The sequence below is a fragment of the Achromobacter spanius genome (assembly GCF_029637605.1).
Lineage (GTDB): Bacteria > Pseudomonadota > Gammaproteobacteria > Burkholderiales > Burkholderiaceae_B > Achromobacter > Achromobacter spanius_E.
This window is the reverse complement of the sequence record NZ_CP121261.1, coordinates 163497-179002: the sequence shown is the minus strand read 5'-3', so window position 1 is coordinate 179002 and position 15506 is coordinate 163497. Positions and strand designations below refer to the sequence as shown.

Annotated in this window: 17 protein-coding genes, 1 tRNA gene and 1 pseudogene; 9 read left to right on the top strand and 10 right to left on the bottom strand. The window is 62.1% G+C overall.

Annotated elements, in window-relative coordinates; genetic code table 11:
- Position 1: 1 nt before the first annotated feature.
- A complete protein-coding gene (locus P8T11_RS00740) occupies positions 2–1027 on the bottom strand; it encodes a LacI family DNA-binding transcriptional regulator (RefSeq protein WP_268078779.1) in 1026 nt (341 codons plus the stop codon).
- A 132-nt stretch (positions 1028–1159) separates the two neighbouring features.
- On the opposite strand from P8T11_RS00740, the gene P8T11_RS00735 reads away from it, so the two are divergent.
- The 4 genes from P8T11_RS00735 (at position 1160) to P8T11_RS00720 (ending at position 5958) form a co-directional block, all read left to right on the top strand.
- Complete coding sequence (locus tag P8T11_RS00735; protein WP_268078780.1) at positions 1160–1702, top strand: TRAP transporter small permease; 543 nt, start codon at positions 1160–1162, stop codon at positions 1700–1702.
- Between the two features lie 49 nt (positions 1703–1751).
- On the top strand, positions 1752–3032 hold the full coding sequence (locus P8T11_RS00730; protein ID WP_268078781.1) for a TRAP transporter large permease: 1281 nt from the start codon (positions 1752–1754) through the stop codon (positions 3030–3032).
- A gap of 31 nt (positions 3033–3063) precedes the next feature.
- Positions 3064–4080 carry a TRAP transporter substrate-binding protein gene (locus P8T11_RS00725; RefSeq protein ID WP_050448615.1) on the top strand — a complete coding sequence of 339 codons (1017 nt, stop codon included), beginning with the start codon at positions 3064–3066 and terminating at the stop codon, positions 4078–4080.
- Positions 4081–4176: 96 nt separating this feature from the next.
- Positions 4177–5958 (top strand): IlvD/Edd family dehydratase, encoded by a 1782-nt coding sequence (locus P8T11_RS00720; protein WP_268078782.1) that lies wholly within the window; start codon positions 4177–4179, stop codon positions 5956–5958.
- Between the two features lie 42 nt (positions 5959–6000).
- On the opposite strand, the gene P8T11_RS00715 is transcribed toward P8T11_RS00720, so the two are convergent.
- Both P8T11_RS00715 and P8T11_RS00710 read right to left on the bottom strand, forming a co-directional pair.
- Positions 6001–6396: a YbaN family protein gene (locus P8T11_RS00715; protein ID WP_268078783.1), complete on the bottom strand. Its 396-nt coding sequence runs from the start codon at positions 6394–6396 to the stop codon at positions 6001–6003.
- A 63-nt stretch (positions 6397–6459) separates the two neighbouring features.
- Entirely contained in the window at positions 6460–7176 is a 717-nt protein-coding gene (locus P8T11_RS00710) for a tetratricopeptide repeat protein (protein ID WP_268078784.1), read from the bottom strand.
- A gap of 119 nt (positions 7177–7295) precedes the next feature.
- Here P8T11_RS00710 and P8T11_RS00705 point away from each other — a divergent pair, with 119 nt between their 5' ends.
- From P8T11_RS00705 to P8T11_RS00695, 3 genes are all read left to right on the top strand, one after another.
- Entirely contained in the window at positions 7296–7574 is a 279-nt protein-coding gene (locus tag P8T11_RS00705) for a hypothetical protein (protein WP_268078785.1), read from the top strand.
- 32 nt (positions 7575–7606) lie between these two features.
- Complete coding sequence (locus P8T11_RS00700) at positions 7607–7855, top strand: hypothetical protein (protein ID WP_268078786.1); 249 nt, start codon at positions 7607–7609, stop codon at positions 7853–7855.
- 141 nt (positions 7856–7996) lie between these two features.
- A complete protein-coding gene (locus P8T11_RS00695) occupies positions 7997–8515 on the top strand; it encodes an anti-virulence regulator CigR family protein (protein ID WP_268078787.1) in 519 nt (172 codons plus the stop codon).
- 165 nt (positions 8516–8680) lie between these two features.
- Here P8T11_RS00695 and P8T11_RS00690 read toward each other — a convergent pair whose 3' ends face one another.
- The 6 genes from P8T11_RS00690 to P8T11_RS29180 form a co-directional block, all read right to left on the bottom strand.
- Positions 8681–10207 (bottom strand): EAL domain-containing protein, encoded by a 1527-nt coding sequence (locus tag P8T11_RS00690; protein ID WP_278072160.1) that lies wholly within the window; start codon positions 10205–10207, stop codon positions 8681–8683.
- A gap of 367 nt (positions 10208–10574) precedes the next feature.
- A tRNA-Val gene (locus P8T11_RS00685) sits at positions 10575–10651 on the bottom strand.
- A gap of 142 nt (positions 10652–10793) precedes the next feature.
- Positions 10794–11450, bottom strand: a complete 657-nt coding sequence (locus P8T11_RS00680; protein WP_268078789.1) for a phosphoribosylanthranilate isomerase — start codon at positions 11448–11450, stop codon at positions 10794–10796.
- A gap of 63 nt (positions 11451–11513) precedes the next feature.
- Positions 11514–12608, bottom strand: a complete 1095-nt coding sequence (locus P8T11_RS00675; protein WP_268078790.1) for a TRAP transporter substrate-binding protein — start codon at positions 12606–12608, stop codon at positions 11514–11516.
- 54 nt (positions 12609–12662) lie between these two features.
- Positions 12663–13472: a tRNA pseudouridine(38-40) synthase TruA gene (truA, locus tag P8T11_RS00670; RefSeq protein WP_268078791.1), complete on the bottom strand. Its 810-nt coding sequence runs from the start codon at positions 13470–13472 to the stop codon at positions 12663–12665.
- Positions 13473–13475: 3 nt separating this feature from the next.
- Positions 13476–13811: a hypothetical protein gene (locus P8T11_RS29180; RefSeq protein ID WP_431521710.1), complete on the bottom strand. Its 336-nt coding sequence runs from the start codon at positions 13809–13811 to the stop codon at positions 13476–13478.
- A 5-nt stretch (positions 13812–13816) separates the two neighbouring features.
- Between P8T11_RS29180 and P8T11_RS29175 the strand changes: the two genes are divergently transcribed.
- Positions 13817–14806 carry a hypothetical protein gene (locus P8T11_RS29175; RefSeq protein WP_431521709.1) on the top strand — a complete coding sequence of 330 codons (990 nt, stop codon included), beginning with the start codon at positions 13817–13819 and terminating at the stop codon, positions 14804–14806.
- Between the two features lie 40 nt (positions 14807–14846).
- Here P8T11_RS29175 and P8T11_RS29170 read toward each other — a convergent pair.
- A pseudogene (locus P8T11_RS29170) lies at positions 14847–14945 on the bottom strand (FimV/HubP family polar landmark protein); the annotation flags it as partial.
- Positions 14946–15216: 271 nt separating this feature from the next.
- On the opposite strand from P8T11_RS29170, the gene P8T11_RS00660 reads away from it, so the two are divergent.
- Positions 15217–15465: a hypothetical protein gene (locus tag P8T11_RS00660; protein ID WP_268082519.1), complete on the top strand. Its 249-nt coding sequence runs from the start codon at positions 15217–15219 to the stop codon at positions 15463–15465.
- Positions 15466–15506 lie beyond the last annotated feature (41 nt).

The following is a 15506-nucleotide window of genomic DNA, read 5'->3' as shown; positions in this document are numbered from 1 at the left end:
TTCAACTGGTTTCGCGCTGCACCAGCGTAAAGCCCAAGTCCACATGCCGCTGGGCGACGGTCTCACCCGCCAGGTGGCGCATCAGCAGGTCGGCCGCCGACAAGCCGATCTGGTAGCGCGGCGTGGCGATGGTCGACAAGGGTGGCGTGGTCCAGGCGGTGCCGGCCAGATCATGAAAGCCGATGATGGCCATCTGCTCCGGCACGCGCACGCCCAGCCTGCCGCACTGAAACACCGCGCCCTGCGCCAGGTCATCGTTGCAGAAGAAAACGGCATCGCAATCCGGATGCTGGGTGCGCAAGGTGTCCAGCAAGGACGCCCCCAGGCTGATGGACGATTTCTCCGGCGTCATGATTTCCAGCGTGGCGTCGTAGCAGCCCGCATCGCGCAGCGCCTGCCGCGCGCCTTCGCAGCGGCGCAACGAGCGCGGGTCCAGCTGAGCGCCGATGATGCCGATGCGGCGACGGCCGCGCTCCACCAGGTGGCGGCAAGCGGCATAGCCCGAATCGAACTGCGAAAAACCCACGCTCATGTCTTCGCCATCGGCCAGTGTTTCTATGGTGTGCACCGTGGCGATCCGTTGCGTGCGCAGCAATGCCCATGTGCCGGGATTGTGGTCGATACCGGTCAAGATCACGCCGTCCGGCGAATGCTGCAGATACTTGCGCAGCAAGGCTTCTTCCGCATCCGGCGAATACCCCGTCACCCCGATCAGCATGTGATAGCCCTGCTGATCCAGCACTTCCTTGATGCCGGAAATGATGTCCACGAACACCACGTTGCTCAACGACGGAATCAACACCACCACGGTTTGCGACCGCGCCGACGCCAAGGCACTGGCGGCGTGGTTGGGCACGTAGCCCAATTCCTGGCAAACCCGGACGATACGCAGGCGCAGCGCCTCGGCCACCTTGTCGGGCGTGCGCAACGCGCGCGACACCGTGATGGCGCTGACGCCCGCGCGGCGTGCAACCTCTTGCATGGTGATGCGGCCAGCGTGCGAGCTGCGGGGTTTACGGACGGACATTGGGCCTCGTGGTCGGATGGGCAGCGCGTAGTCTGACGCAAAAACAGGGGCTTGCCAAAGTCGAAATGTTAGCGCTAACATCCGCAAAAGCATAAGCGAAAAAAGCCCCGAAAAACGGGGCAGGAGACAAACATGCAAGCTTCCCATTCCGGGCGGCCCGGCGGTTCACCGTTGGCCCGCGCCGCTGACTGGTGTTTCAAGTTGCAGACCTGGCTGATGGTGGCCTGTCTGGTCGTCATGGTCGTGCTGCTGTTCGGCAACGTAGCGCTGCGCTACCTGTTCAATTCCGGCATCAATGCGTCGGACGAGGTGTCCCGCCTGGCTTTCGTCTGGCTGATCTTCCTGGGCGCGGTCATTGCGCTACGCGATCACCAGCACATCGGCGTCACCATGCTCGTTGATCGATTCGGTCCCACCGCCCGACGCGTGTCGCACGTGTTCTGCCAATTGCTGGTGCTGTGGGTGCTTTGGCTGATGGCGCAAGGCAGTTGGGTGCAGACCGTCATCGGCATGGGCACCGTGCTGCCTGTCACGGGAATGCGCCTGGCGGTATTCAACACCGCGGCGCTGTATGCATCGGTCGCCATGGGCATCCTGACCCTGGTCGACATCATCCGCGTGCTGGCCGGTGGCCCCTTGCCGGCGGAATCCAGTCCGGAAGACCCCGCCATCTGATCCCGGCCTTCCCCCGCACCCGCCTCCCTGCCTCGCCCGGAAACCCGCAATGATCCTGACCGTCTTCCTGCTTGTGCTGCTTGGGCTGATTGCCCTGGGCATGCCGATTGCCTTCGCGCTGCTACTCAGCGCCTTGGCCATGATGTTCCAACTGAATTTCTTCGACACCCAGATCCTGGCGCAGAACATGCTGACGGGCGCCAACAGCTTCACGCTGATGGCGGTGCCGCTGTTCATGCTGGCGGGCGAGCTCATGAACGCTGGCGGCATTTCACGTCGAATCGTGCGCCTGGCCAGCATGTTCGTCGGGCACGTCCAAGGCGGATTGGGCTATGTGGCCATTTTCGCCAGCGTGCTGCTGGCCGCCCTTTCCGGCTCGGCGGTGGCCGATGCCGCCGCGCTCGGGTCATTGTTGATCCCCATGCTGCGCGAAAAAGGTTACGACGCCGGACAGGCCTCGGGCTTGATCGCCGCGGGCGGCATTGTCGCCCCCATCATTCCGCCGTCCATCTCGTTCATTATTTTTGGCGTGGCCACGAATGTGTCGATCACCAAGCTGTTCTTTGCGGGCATCGCGCCGGGGCTGATGATGGGCATGACCTTGGTGGCAGTTTGGACCTGGGTGGCGCGCAAGCACGGCAGCATCACGCCTTCGCCGCGCGAACCCTGGAGCATGCGCTGGAAAGCGCTGCGCGAATCGCTGTGGGCGCTGATGTTGCCCGTGATCATCATCGGCGGGCTGCGTGGCGGCATCTTCACACCGACCGAAGCGGCCGTGGTGGCCGCCGTCTATGCGCTGATCGTCAGCCTGTTCGTCTACCGCGAGATCGGCCTGCGGGACCTGGTGCCGCTGTTCGTGAACGCCGCGCGCACCACGTCCGTGGTGATGTTCCTGGTGGCCGCCGCGATGGTGTCGTCCTACATGATCACGCTGGCCGACATGCCGCAAGATCTGATCGCGCTGCTTGCGCCCATCATGGACCAGCCCAAGCTGCTGATGTTCGCGCTGATGCTTCTGTTGATCCTGATCGGCACGGTCATGGACCTCACGCCCACCATCCTGATTCTGGCGCCGGTGCTGATGCCGGTGGTCACCAAGGCTGGCATCGACCCCGTCTACTTCGGCGTCATGTTCGTCATGGTGGGCTGCGTGGGCCTTTTGACCCCACCCGTGGGCACAGTGCTGAACGTGGTGTGCGGCGTGGCCCGCATCAATATGGAAACTATCTGCAAGGGGGTGTGGCGCTACGTCGTGGCCTACGCGATCTTGCTGATTCTGTTGGTGATCTTCCCCGAACTGATCACCGTACCCGCACGCTGGATGCACTAGCGGCATAGAGAAAACCCCAAGGAGGAGCACCATGACCATTCGATTCAAGACCCGTCTACTTGTGCTGGCTACCGCGCTGTCCTGCGCTGTGGCCGGCGTGGCCGCGGCGGCCGACGTCAAGCCGCGCCTGATCCGCTTCGGCTACGGCCTGAACGAAGAAAGTGTCCAGGGCCGCGCCGCGCGCTTCCTGGCGCAAGAGCTTGAAAAAGTCAGCGACGGCAAGCTGAAGATGAGGACCTTCGGTTCCGCCACGCTGGGTTCCGACGAACAAATGCAGGGCGCCCTGGCCGGCGGCGCACAGGAAATGATGGTGGGTTCCACCGCGCCGCTGGCGGGCATGGTCAAGGAATTTGGCGTGTTCGACCTGCCCTTCCTGTTCAACAGTGAAAAGGAAGCCGATGCCGTGCTGGATGGCAAGGTGGGCCAGGACCTGTTGAAGAAGCTGGAAGCCAAGGGCCTGGTTGGCTTGGTCTATTGGGAAAACGGCTTTCGCAACATGACCAATTCCAAGCATCCGATCGTGCGCGCGGAAGACATGCAAGGCATCAAACTGCGGGTCATGCAGAACCAGATCGCGTTGGGCGTCTTCAACACGCTGGGCGCGAACGCCGTGCCCATGCCTTTCTCGGAACTGTTCACCGCCTTGGAAACGCGCACGGTCGACGGGCAGGAAAACCCCATCACCACCATCCAAAGCAGCAAGTTCTACGAAGTGCAGCCCTTCCTGACCATCACCCGCCACGTCTACACGCCGTGGGTGGTGCTGGCCTCGAAGAAATGGTGGGACACCTTGTCGCCTGACGAACAGAAGCTGATCCGGCAGGCAGCCGCGGCCTCGCGTGATTTCGAACGCAAGGACAGCCGCGCGGATTCGACCAAGGCCATGGCGACGCTTGAAAAGGCCGGCATGAAGATCAACACGGTCAGCCCCGAGGAAGTGGCCCGCATGCGCGAAAAGGTTCAGCCGGTGGTTGACAAGTACACCCAGGAGCTGGGGCCCGACCTCATCAAGCAAATGAACGACGAAATCCAGAAGGCGCGTAATTAAGGCCTGATGGATCAAAGTCTTATGTTCGGGCCTGATATTGAGGCCCGATTACTGACGTCTCATCACTGACGCCCACGCGAAGCAAGCGAGTCACCCATGTCTCAGATACCCCGCAAGTTGCGCAGCCAGAAATGGTTCGACGACCCCTCGCACGCCGATATGACGGCGATTTACGTCGAGCGCTATCTTAACTACGGCCTGACGCGGCAAGAGCTGCAGTCCGGGCGGCCGATCATCGGCATTGCCCAGACCGGCAGCGACCTGGCGCCCTGCAACCGGCATCACCTGGCGCTGGCCGAGCGCATCAAGGCGGGTATCCGGGACGCGGGCGGCATCCCGATGGAGTTCCCGGTACATCCGCTGGCCGAACAAGGCCGGCGGCCCACGGCGGCGCTGGATCGCAACCTGGCCTATCTGGGCCTGGTTGAAATCTTGCACGGCTATCCGCTGGACGGCGTAGTGCTGACCACCGGTTGCGACAAAACCACCCCGGCTTGCCTGATGGCTGCCGCCACGGTTGACCTGCCCGCCATCGTGCTGTCGGGCGGGCCAATGCTGGACGGCTGGCACGACGGCCAGCGGGTAGGTTCGGGCACCGTCATCTGGCATGCCCGCAACCTGATGGCGGCGGGCAAGCTGGACTACGAAGGCTTCATGACGCTGGCCACGGCATCGTCGCCATCGGTCGGGCACTGCAACACCATGGGCACGGCGCTGTCCATGAATTCGCTGGCGGAAGCCCTGGGCATGTCGCTGCCCACCTGCGCCAGCATCCCCGCGCCTTACCGCGAACGCGCGCAGATGGCTTACGCCACCGGCATGCGCATTTGCGACATGGTTCGCGAAGACCTGCGGCCGTCGCACATCCTGACCCGCCAGGCCTTCGAAAACGCCATTGTCGTGGCGTCGGCACTGGGCGCGTCCAGCAACTGTCCGCCGCATTTGATCGCCATGGCCCGCCACGCCGGCATCGACCTCAGTCTGGACGATTGGCAGCGCTTGGGCGAAGACGTACCGCTGCTGGTCAATTGCGTGCCCGCCGGCGAACACCTGGGCGAAGGCTTCCACCGGGCGGGCGGCGTGCCCGCCGTCATGCACGAATTGCTGGCCGCGGGCCGTCTGCACGCCGACTGCGCCACCGTGTCCGGCAAAACCATCGGCGATATCGCCGCGGCCTCCAAGACCCGCGACGCCGACGTCATTCGCAGTTGCGAGGCGCCGCTCAAGCACCGCGCCGGTTTCATCGTGCTGTCGGGCAACTTCTTCGACAGCGCCATCATCAAGATGTCGGTCGTGGGCGAAGCCTTCCGCCGCACCTATCTGTCGGAGCCCGGTTCGGAGAACGCCTTCGAGGCACGCGCCATTGTGTTCGAAGGCCCCGAGGACTATCACGCCCGCATCGAAGACCCGTCGCTGAACATCGACGAGCACTGCATTCTGGTGATACGCGGCGCCGGCACCGTGGGCTATCCGGGCAGCGCGGAGGTCGTCAACATGGCCCCGCCCTCGCACCTGATCAAGCGTGGCGTCGACTCGCTGCCTTGCCTGGGAGACGGCCGGCAAAGCGGCACATCGGCCAGCCCGTCCATCCTGAACATGTCACCGGAAGCCGCTGCGGGCGGGGGCCTGGCGCTGCTGCGCACGGGCGACAAGATCCGTGTCGACTTGAACCAACGCAGCGTAACGGCATTGGTGGACGACGCGGAAATGGAACGGCGCAAGCAGGAACCGGCCTACCAGCCACCGGCGTCGCAAACGCCCTGGCAGGAGCTCTATCGGCAACTGGTGGGCCAATTATCGACCGGCGGCTGCCTGGAACCCGCCACGCTTTATCTGAAAGTGATCGAAACTCGGGGCGATCCCCGGCATTCACACTAAACGGGTAAAGCGGAATACCCCGCGTCGATCCGGCGCGGAACCCTATCGTTGCAACGGCTCGCTACCGGCACCCGTCGTTTTGGGTGCCGGGCGGCTGAGCACATAGGCCGCGCTGGCCAGAAAAAACACGCCGACGCCTACCGCCAGCGGCCACGACGGATGCGCGCTCCACCAGAAAATGCCGTATCCCAGCGCCATGCCCAGGCAAGCGTAGGTTTTGCCCTTGCGAGACACCGCCTTCTGTTCGCGCCAGATACGCAGGGGCGGCCCGTAAGTCGGACTATCCAGCAGCCATTTTTCCAGGCGCGGAGACGAGCGCGAAAAGCAGCCCACCGCCAAAATCAGGAAAATCGTCGTCGGCATGACCGGCAAGAACGCGCCGATGACGCCCAGTGCCAGCATCACGCAGCCCAACGCCAACCATAGAGCTTTGATCATGATGGTCAGCAGAATATCGCAAATGCCGCCAGCGCAGCCGGATTCACCTGCATGATGGGCGGGCTATGAGCGCGGCTCCGGCATTTGGGCGCGTAGCATTTCCATGAATTTCGGGCTTGGTGATCCCCCAGCCGCGCGCGCGCGGACAACCATCGCCCAGGCCTGATCGTATTGCCCGCGCCAGTAGTAGGCGGTGGCCCAGGACGAATACAGATATCCCTTATCCGGTTCGACGGCCTCGCCTTTGCGGTACCACTCGTCGGAACGAGCGGTTGCCGCCACCCGCGCTTCGGGCGGCAGCGTCTTGTCTTCCGCGGCGCAGCGAGCCGCGATACGCCCCGCATCCGCGTAAATTCCCTGGAATGTGGGCGGATCATGGCTGATCGCCTGGTCCATCATGCTCATGGCCTGGCAGAACTTGCCTTGGTCGTGCAGCACGGCGGCAAAGCCGGTATAGACCTCGGGGTTGTCCGGGTTCAACAGCCAGGCCTGATTGAAGCGGCGCATCGCCATGCCCAACTGGTCAGCTTGATAAAAGCGGTACCCCTGCGACACCCAGGCCTGCGACGCCTTGGCAGCGGAGCCAAACGCCTGGACCGCATCCGCAACCAGCTTTTTGTCGCTAGCCTGAAGCTCGGCGGCCGCCGATCGGTCCATGCCGCCGTACATTGGCAACTCGTCGATGCGTGGCTGCGCTTGCGTTGCGGGCCGTGGCTTGACGGCGCAAGCCGCCAGGCACAGGCAAGGGACCAGCAGGAGTGCCTTGAGCGATGTATACATGGTGTGGCCGGTAGGGAAGATACGCCGGACCTTATCAGAGTTGGGCCGACACTGACACAAACCGTGTCTGGCATGTCACTTGCTGAGTGGGACCCAGTTTCTATTCTTGGGGGACAACCATGAAATCCGACGACGTTGTGGAAATGGAACCAGTCGAGCGCGGCCATCGCTCGCTATTTCACGAATTGAAAGACATAGACGCCAGGCGCCCCGACTTTCCTGGCGAACATCTGATCGTATTTGGCTTGGGCGCTTTGCTGATGGTGGCGGGCCTGAAGGGTCGAACATTCTTCAAGCGCACCGTGCTGACGGCCGCTGGCACCGCGCTGATGGGCCGCGCCGCAAGCGGCACGGGCGGCATCGCGAAACTGGCTCGTGTCGTCAAGAAACTGGGCTGAAAGCAACTGCGAGCCCGAGCGAAATACGCACCATGGAAGCACTATGGGATTTTCTTCAATGGCCCGCGATGATTACCTCGCTGGCAGCCGCATGGTTGGTGGCCTCGCAAGGAAAAGCGAAACGCCAATGGGGGTTTTGGGTATTTCTATTAAGCAATGCCTTATGGATTGCATGGGGCTTGCACGACGGGGCGTTTGCGCTGATTGCGCTTCAAGTTGGGCTGGCCGCGTTGAATATTCGTGGAGTGAAGAAAAACAAACGAGCGGGCCGTGCGACGTAGGAAAAGCAGACACCCCATAAATTCGCATCGCCGCCGGGGCCAACTCCGCTTACATCTTTATCAATTCCGCCCCTACTCCAAAAGACTAGGCCCACCCTAGAATCGGTTCACTGCCACTTTTGGCTGATCAGGAGCCATTCCATGGATGCCCCCACTATCAAGAAATATGCCGCTGCCATGATCTGCTGTCTGTACGTGGGTGGCAGCGCAGTTGCCGCTCCGCCCGAAGGGAAAGGGAAACCCGATAACGCGGGCCAAAGTCAGGGCCAGGGCAATAAGAACAACGGCAAGGGCAACGGTAAAGGCAATGGCAACGGTAATAGTGGCAATCAGGGAGGCTCGTCCAAAGGGGGAGCCTCCGATTCCGATAACACTAACGTGACACTGCGCCACGCCGGCATCACGATCTCGGTCGCCAGGGGCTACGCGGACGAGTACGGATTGTCGGGTTACAGCGCACTGCCGCCCGGCGTCCGCAAGAACCTGGCGCGCGGCAAACCTCTGCCTCCAGGCATTGCAAAGAAGATGGTGCCAGGTCCGATGCTGGCTCGTCTACCCGCCTATCCGGGCTACGAATGGCGAGTCGCCGGATCCGATCTGATCCTCGTGGCCGTCGCGACCGCCGTGGTCGCCGATGTGCTTTTTGATGTTTTTGATTGAAGCGGATCGTAGGCGTAGGCACCCGCGAAACTGCCGGAATGCAGCGCAGAAGCTGAAAACAAAAAGCCGCGAAGTCCGGAAGTCTGAGACCTACGCGGCTTTCTGAGTCGTGCTGGGCGCGGCTTTGCAGGGATCTAAAACCGTTGCGAATGCCAACGGCCGTCGTCAACCAGCGGACGACGAGCGCACATCCCTGTGCGGGTCGGCGCCGATCACCCCTTCGCTCAGCTCGCCTGCAGGAACTGGTTTTCCAAAAAACCAGCCCTGTCCTACGGCGTGCGGCGCACGTTCTACGATGTAGTCAACCTGCCTGCGCATTTCTATGCCTTCCACGACGAGTTGAATGTCCAACTGATTGGCCATTTCGATTACTTGATCCAATACCGGAATGGCGCTGGAAACATCTCCAATCGCCCCGACAAAGATTCTGTCTAGCTTGATCCCGCTGACGTCCCATTGGAAAACGTTCACCAGATTGGAATACCCCACACCAAAATCGTCCAGGAAGACTCTGAAACCCGCTTGGTGATAGCGCTTGAACAGATCTGCCGGTGAGGTGGTTGAGAACCTCGCGGACTCAGTCACTTCAAGCACAATCCGCGTGGGCGAGACGCCACGCTCCGCTACGCAATCAACGAGAAATTCAAGGAACAGGTCGTCTTCCAAATCCGCGGGAAAGACATTGACACTCAAATAGAACGGCTGCGAGGCGGCCAACCGTTCCCGCACGCCGTCAATCGCATTGCGGATGATGTATCTCGTGAAAAGTCGACGCAGTCCCATCGACTCAACCCACGGAATGAACGTGTCCGGAGGAATAGGCCCCACTTCGTCATGCGTCCAGCGGGCTAGCGCTTCAGCGCCAACCATTTCGCCAGTCGCAAGAGAACAGAGCGGCTGATAGTGAACGTGTATTTTCTCTTGACGCAGGGCCTGGGCCATACTCCCTCGCAAACCGTTTGATCCTCGCCACCAGAGGAACAACGCTATGCCACTGGCCGCGCCCAGCACCATCCCGATCAGGGCGGACACCAGCATCGAAACGCGCGCATCCACTCGGGTAAAAGACTCAACACAGACGTCGGGCTCACCAGCCGACGAACACATGACCCCATGCCGAATGATCCCAAGCCGGCTCGCTAAGCGCCCCATAACGCTCGAGTCTTTCGTCGCATGTGGCTGAGAACCGAATTTTTGGATCGTGCTTCCGTCTCTTGAAAATACCCGCCCCCAGAAACGGCCAGAGTGCTCCTCCACCTCGCCAAGTGCATTGGGGATAATAAATACCGCCACGCGATCATTTGCCGCTAGCCCGCCAACGAACGATGGCTGAACCGGGTTTGTCAGATTTCTCCACAGGGTGATGCCGTAGCGCACGTGCTTCCCGCCAGGAGGAAGAGCATACGGTTCTTTCCAGCGTCCCCACACGGCCGAGCATCTCAATGCCCCATCGGAAATCCGAGCGATGTCGCCGGCATACCTAGACCTAAAGAGGCGCGCCCTCATCCGGGCAAGGTCCTCGTCCGAACATGATTCCGCCGGAGCACTCAGCTCAATAATCGTGGCGATTTGCTCATTGGCAATGTCGAGCGAACGTCGAAGTAGGTGGTCATTATTGTGATCAACGATCTCGTCCGCGTGCAAAGCTTCAAGCCAATAGCCGATCACCCCACAAAACACGGTGAGCACCACAGTTGGCACACAGACCAACAGCAACCCATATCGGCCCGGGAGACGCCGTGTCGTCATAATCATCCTTAGGAACTAAGCACGATTCTACGATCAGCACAGATGGCGGCAATCATTCCATCAGGGCCATTTTCCCCGTTGTCTTTTTGGCGCAAAATCAACGGGCAGAGAGAGGTTGGCATGATGCAGGCGCTGATATGAGTCAGGCGCCCGACTCCCCTTGAATCGGCTGATGGCAGCCGCTAGGCGTGCAGCCGGCGACAGTTGGCGGTAATAGGCGAGACAGTTGGCGGGCAGAATGCAAAAAAGCCGCAAAGTCATAGACTTATGCGGCTTTCATGTCGGTGCGTGGCACCTCTTGCAAGTATTCTGGTAGGCGGTATTGGGTTCGAACCAACGACCTCCACGATGTCAACGTGGCGCTCTAACCAACTGAGCTAACCGCCTGCAAAGAAGAAGAATTATATAGTGCTTTTTTGAACCGTGCAAATCGTCATAATCGATTTTTTGCTATGTTCGTTGCGTGGTAATGGCTTTGCTTTTGCTTGCGCTTTCACTAGCATTTCTGCCCACATCACCGCACTACTATTCACTTCAATTTCGCGTCCGCAGCATGTGCCGCATCAACGAAGACCGAGATTCTATCAGAACTTTTTATTCCTTGCTCAAGCTCAACGCCGCTGCTCACATCGACCCCCCAAGGCCTGACGCGCTCGATGGCCTGGCCAACGTTATCGCCGTTCAAACCACCCGACAAGATCAACGGGCGCGACACCGGATCCGCGCGCACCTCGTCCAGCAAGGTGTAGTCAAAACCATGGCCGCTGCCGCCGTAACCGGCGCTGTAGCTGTCGAACAGCCAGCCCGCCGCTTCACCGAAAGCCCGGCAGTACGTGGCCAGGCTTTCCGCCGTATCCAGGCCTGGCGCGCCCGCGCGGAAGGCGCGTAGAAAGCGATGGCTGTAGCGGCCGCAATCCTGCGGTGACTCGTCGCCGTGAAATTGCAGCAACTCCGGCTCCACCTCGTCCAGCACTGCTTGTACCTCAGACGGGTCAGGGTTCACGAACAAGGCCACAACGTCGACAAAGGCCGGTACCGTGCGACGCAACTGCGCGGCGCGCGTCGGCGTAAGGCAACGTTTGCTCTTGGGGTAGAACACGAAACCGATCGCATCGACGCCGGCTGAAACAGCAGCCTCGATGTCTTGTTCGCGGGTCAAACCGCAGATTTTGATGCGTGTGCGCATGGCGTTCTTACCTGTCGTCCAAGGGGACGCGGTCTATCAGTATATCGAGTGCGCCCGCGGCATTCAGGCGCCGGGCTGGCCCAATGTGGAGATCAAGGAATCAAAGCTGCCCTCGGCGACGCGAAACCACGGCACCTCCTTGTTGCGGAAGGCGGTCATGCTGTCGTAGAGCTTTTTGAACATGGGATCCTTGGCGCTCAAGTCCTTGTAAGCCGCCATCGACGCCTCATGGCATGCTTGCAGCACCGGCTTGGGAAACGCCTTCAGTTGCGCCCCCTTGGACACCAGCCTGCGCAGCGCGTCCGGATTGCCGGCGTCGTACTTGGCGATCATGTTGGCGGTTGCCATGCGGCACGCCAAGGCCAACGCCGACTGGAACGGCTTGGGAAGCTCGTCGTAGGCGCTCTGGTTCACATACAGGGATAGCTGCAAGGTACCGGCCCACCAGCCCGGAAAATAATAATTGCGCGCTACTTTATACAGCGCCAGATTCTCATCGTCGTACGGCCCGATCCACGCCACCGCGTCGACCGTGCCCTGTTCCAGCGCGGCATAGAATTCCGCCACCGGCACATCCACCGGCGTGGCGCCCAGGCGCGACAGGACATGGCGCGCAAAGCCGCCCGCCTTCACCTTCAGACCGCGCAGATCGTCCACGGTTTTGATCTCGCCGCGAAACCAGCCGCCCATCTGGGCGCCCGTGTAGCCACAGGGGAAGTTCATGATGTTGTACTTATCGAACAGCACCCGCGTCAGCGCCAGGCCTTCGCCCTCGTTCATCCACGCATTCATTTGCCGCGTGTTCAAGCCGAAGGGAACGCCGGCATCAAAACTCAACGCGGGATCGATGTCAAAGTAACGTGTCGACGCCGTATGGCCGCAGTCCACCACGCGATGCTGCACGGCTTCAAGCACCTGGCCGGGCTGGACGAGGTCACCCGCCGGAAAAATCTCGATGGTGAAGCGGCCGTCGGTGACCTCGGCCACATAACGCGCAACGTCTTCGGCGCCCGCGAACAGCGTAGGCGATTCATTCGGAAAACTGGATGCCAGCCGCCACGCGATCGTCGGCGCCTCTTGTGCGAAGGCCGGCGCGACGATCGTCGCGGACCCCGCGGCCCCCAAGGCGGCTTGCTTCAAAAACGCGCGGCGTTGCATGGCGAAATCCCCCCTCAATAGCGCGATCAAGACGCCGTCGACAACAGCGTCCTATTAATGCGATTGCGTGAATGGCGACAACAACAGAGCGCCGCCATCAAGCTCCTTCAAGCCGAACTCCGCCGGATATTCAATCGCGGACAGGTACAGGCCGTCCGGCGAAAAGGTGGGCGCGCCTTGCGTGCGATCGCGCCAGGACAGCAACTGTGCCATCCACTCTACCGATTCCCTGCCCTGCCCCACCTGCAGCAGTGCGCCCATGATGTTGCGCACCATGTGATGCAGGAATGCATTGGCCTTCAACGTGAAGACCAGAAAGGGCCCGCGCTCCGCGATCTCAAGCCGGTGCATGTGCCGCACCGGGTGCTTGGCCTGGCACTGCGAAGAGCGAAAGCTGGAAAAGTCGTGCTCGCCTACCAAGGCCTGCGCCGCGGCGCGCATGGCGTCCACGTCCAGCGGTTGAAAACACCAGCCCGCCCGCCCTGCCCACAGGGCTGGCCGCACGCGGCCACGCCACAACAGGTACACATAGGTGCGGGCGCGGGCGGAGAAACGCGCATGAAACTCGTCTGACACTTCTTGCGCCCATTGCACAGACACGCTGGGCGGTAGAAAGGCATTGACGCCTCGCACCCAGGACTCCATGCGCCGGTCCAACGCGGTGTCCAGATGGACCACCTGCATCGCGCCATGCACGCCGGTATCGGTGCGGCCGGCGCATATGGTGGGCACGGCTTGCTTCACCCCACAGAATCTTGCCAACGCAGACTCCAGCGTGTCCTGCACCGTCTGCCGATGCGGCTGTGTCTGCCAACCCTGCCAAGCGGAGCCGTCATACGCCAGCCCCAATGCAACTCTAGACATCGTTCAAACCCGAGGACCGCTGACTCGGCGCGGTTCGTCCGTGGGTGGTTCATCCAGGTCGAGATTGATCGTATCGAGCTTGCGGTTCAGCGCTGCCGTGTCCAGCGCCGGCTCGTTATAAGCGTAGGTGTCCTCGTCGTCGTCATCGCGACGCGCGCCGGCTCGGCGCAGCAGCCATGCAATGACAAATGCGATCAGCGCCAGCAAGGCGGTAACGATGACGAGAAGGTTGTCAGCCAGCCAACTGGGCATGCTTGTTGTTACGTCCTTTGTATTGTTGGCGGAAGCGCCGCCTGCCGCGTTGTCGGTGTCGGCCGCGCCGGGCGTGCTGCCATCCATGCTGGATGCGCCCGCAGCGCTGGAAGTTCCTGCGGCACCCGGAGTGCCTGCTGCGCCCGGTGTGCCTGCTGCACCCGAGGCACCTGCTGCGCCCGAGGTACCTGCTGCACCTGATGTGCCTGCTGCGCCTGATGTGCCTGCTGCGCCTGATGTGCCTGCTGCGCCTGATGTACCTGCTGCGCCTGATGTACCTGTCGCACCCGGTGTGCCTGCCGCGCCCGGTGCGCCTGCTGCGCCGGATGCGCCTGCTGCGCCCGGTGCGCCTGCTGCGCCCGGTGCGCCTGCTGTACCCGATGTGCCTGCTGCACCCGATGTGCCTGCTGCACCCGATGTGCCTGCTGCACCGGATGTGCCTGCTGCTCCCGATGTACCTGCTGCACCCGATGTGCCTGCTGCACCCGATGTACCTGCTGCACCCGATGTGCCTGCTGCACCCGATGTGCCTGCTGCACCCGATGTGCCTGCTGCGCCCGGTGTGCCTGCTGCACCCGATGTGCCTGCTGCGCCCGGTGTGCCTGCTGCACCCGGTGTGCCTGCTGCACCCGATGTGCCTGCTGCGCCCGGCGTGCCCGATGCGCCCGGCACGCCTGCTGCTCCCGGTGCGCCTGCTGCGCCAGGAAGACCCGCTGCCCCCGGCTGACCCGCCGCTCCCGTGCCGCCCGTTCCCGCGGCCCCCTGTTGCGCCACGGCTTTATTCAATTCATCGACATTGCTTTGCAGTTGACTCACGCGCCCTTCGACGTCCTTCATCGCGCGTTCATTCGATGTCCTGGCGTCTGCCTGCGCATCGGCTTGCGCGGCGGGGCTGTCCGTTGCCAGCCCCGTGGACAGGCGCACTCGGTCTTGTGGCGGCGCGGCGCTGGCCACGCCGGTGTCGTCCGGTTGCGCCACGGTACCCGACGCCCCATCCTGTCCCTTCACCACCGACGGGTTCGCGCTGGCAGCCGCGCCTATTCGACCGCGATACCTGGCAAACGCCTCGGCATGCTCGTTGAAGATACGGCGAGCTTCGGCCGGATCGATCGCCCTGACCGTTGCCGCATCGGGGATCTTCAAGGTCTGGCCGGCGCGGACCAGATTCATATTGTTCTGAATGAACGCTTCGGGATTGGCGCGCCACAAGGCCACCAGCATCTGATAGACCGAGGCGTTCGGCACCGCGTTGCGTTGCGCGATCGCGAACAGGTGATCGCCACGCCTCACATTCACGGTAGCCGCCGTCGCGCGCGCCGTGCCGCCCACCGCTGCCGGCGTCACATCGGCACCGGTGCCCCGCAGGGGCACCAGAATGCTGACCTGGACCTGGCGCTGCCCGGAACTTGAACTGATGTCCAACAACAGGTCGACCGCGCCGCTTGCAGGAGGCTGCGTGCCCCGGACGCGAAGATTCTTGCGCGTGCTGTCCATGCCATCTTCAACGCGGACCACCATGCTGGCCAACGGCACTGGCGGCTTCAAGCCGGCGCGTTGCCAAGCGGCTTCGTCAGCCACCGACACCTTCAGGGAAGACACTTCATCAGGCGTCAGTTCCTGCAACCCCACGACCGCCTGCAACGGCGCACCCGGCACCGACACCACGCGGGAATGCCCGACCCGCATGGCCAGCGCCGAACTGCACATGCTTGACCCTATCGCCAAAGCGATTGCCCATTGAAGGGCTTTCAAACGGCGGGCATGCTTCACATGGCGCGAACG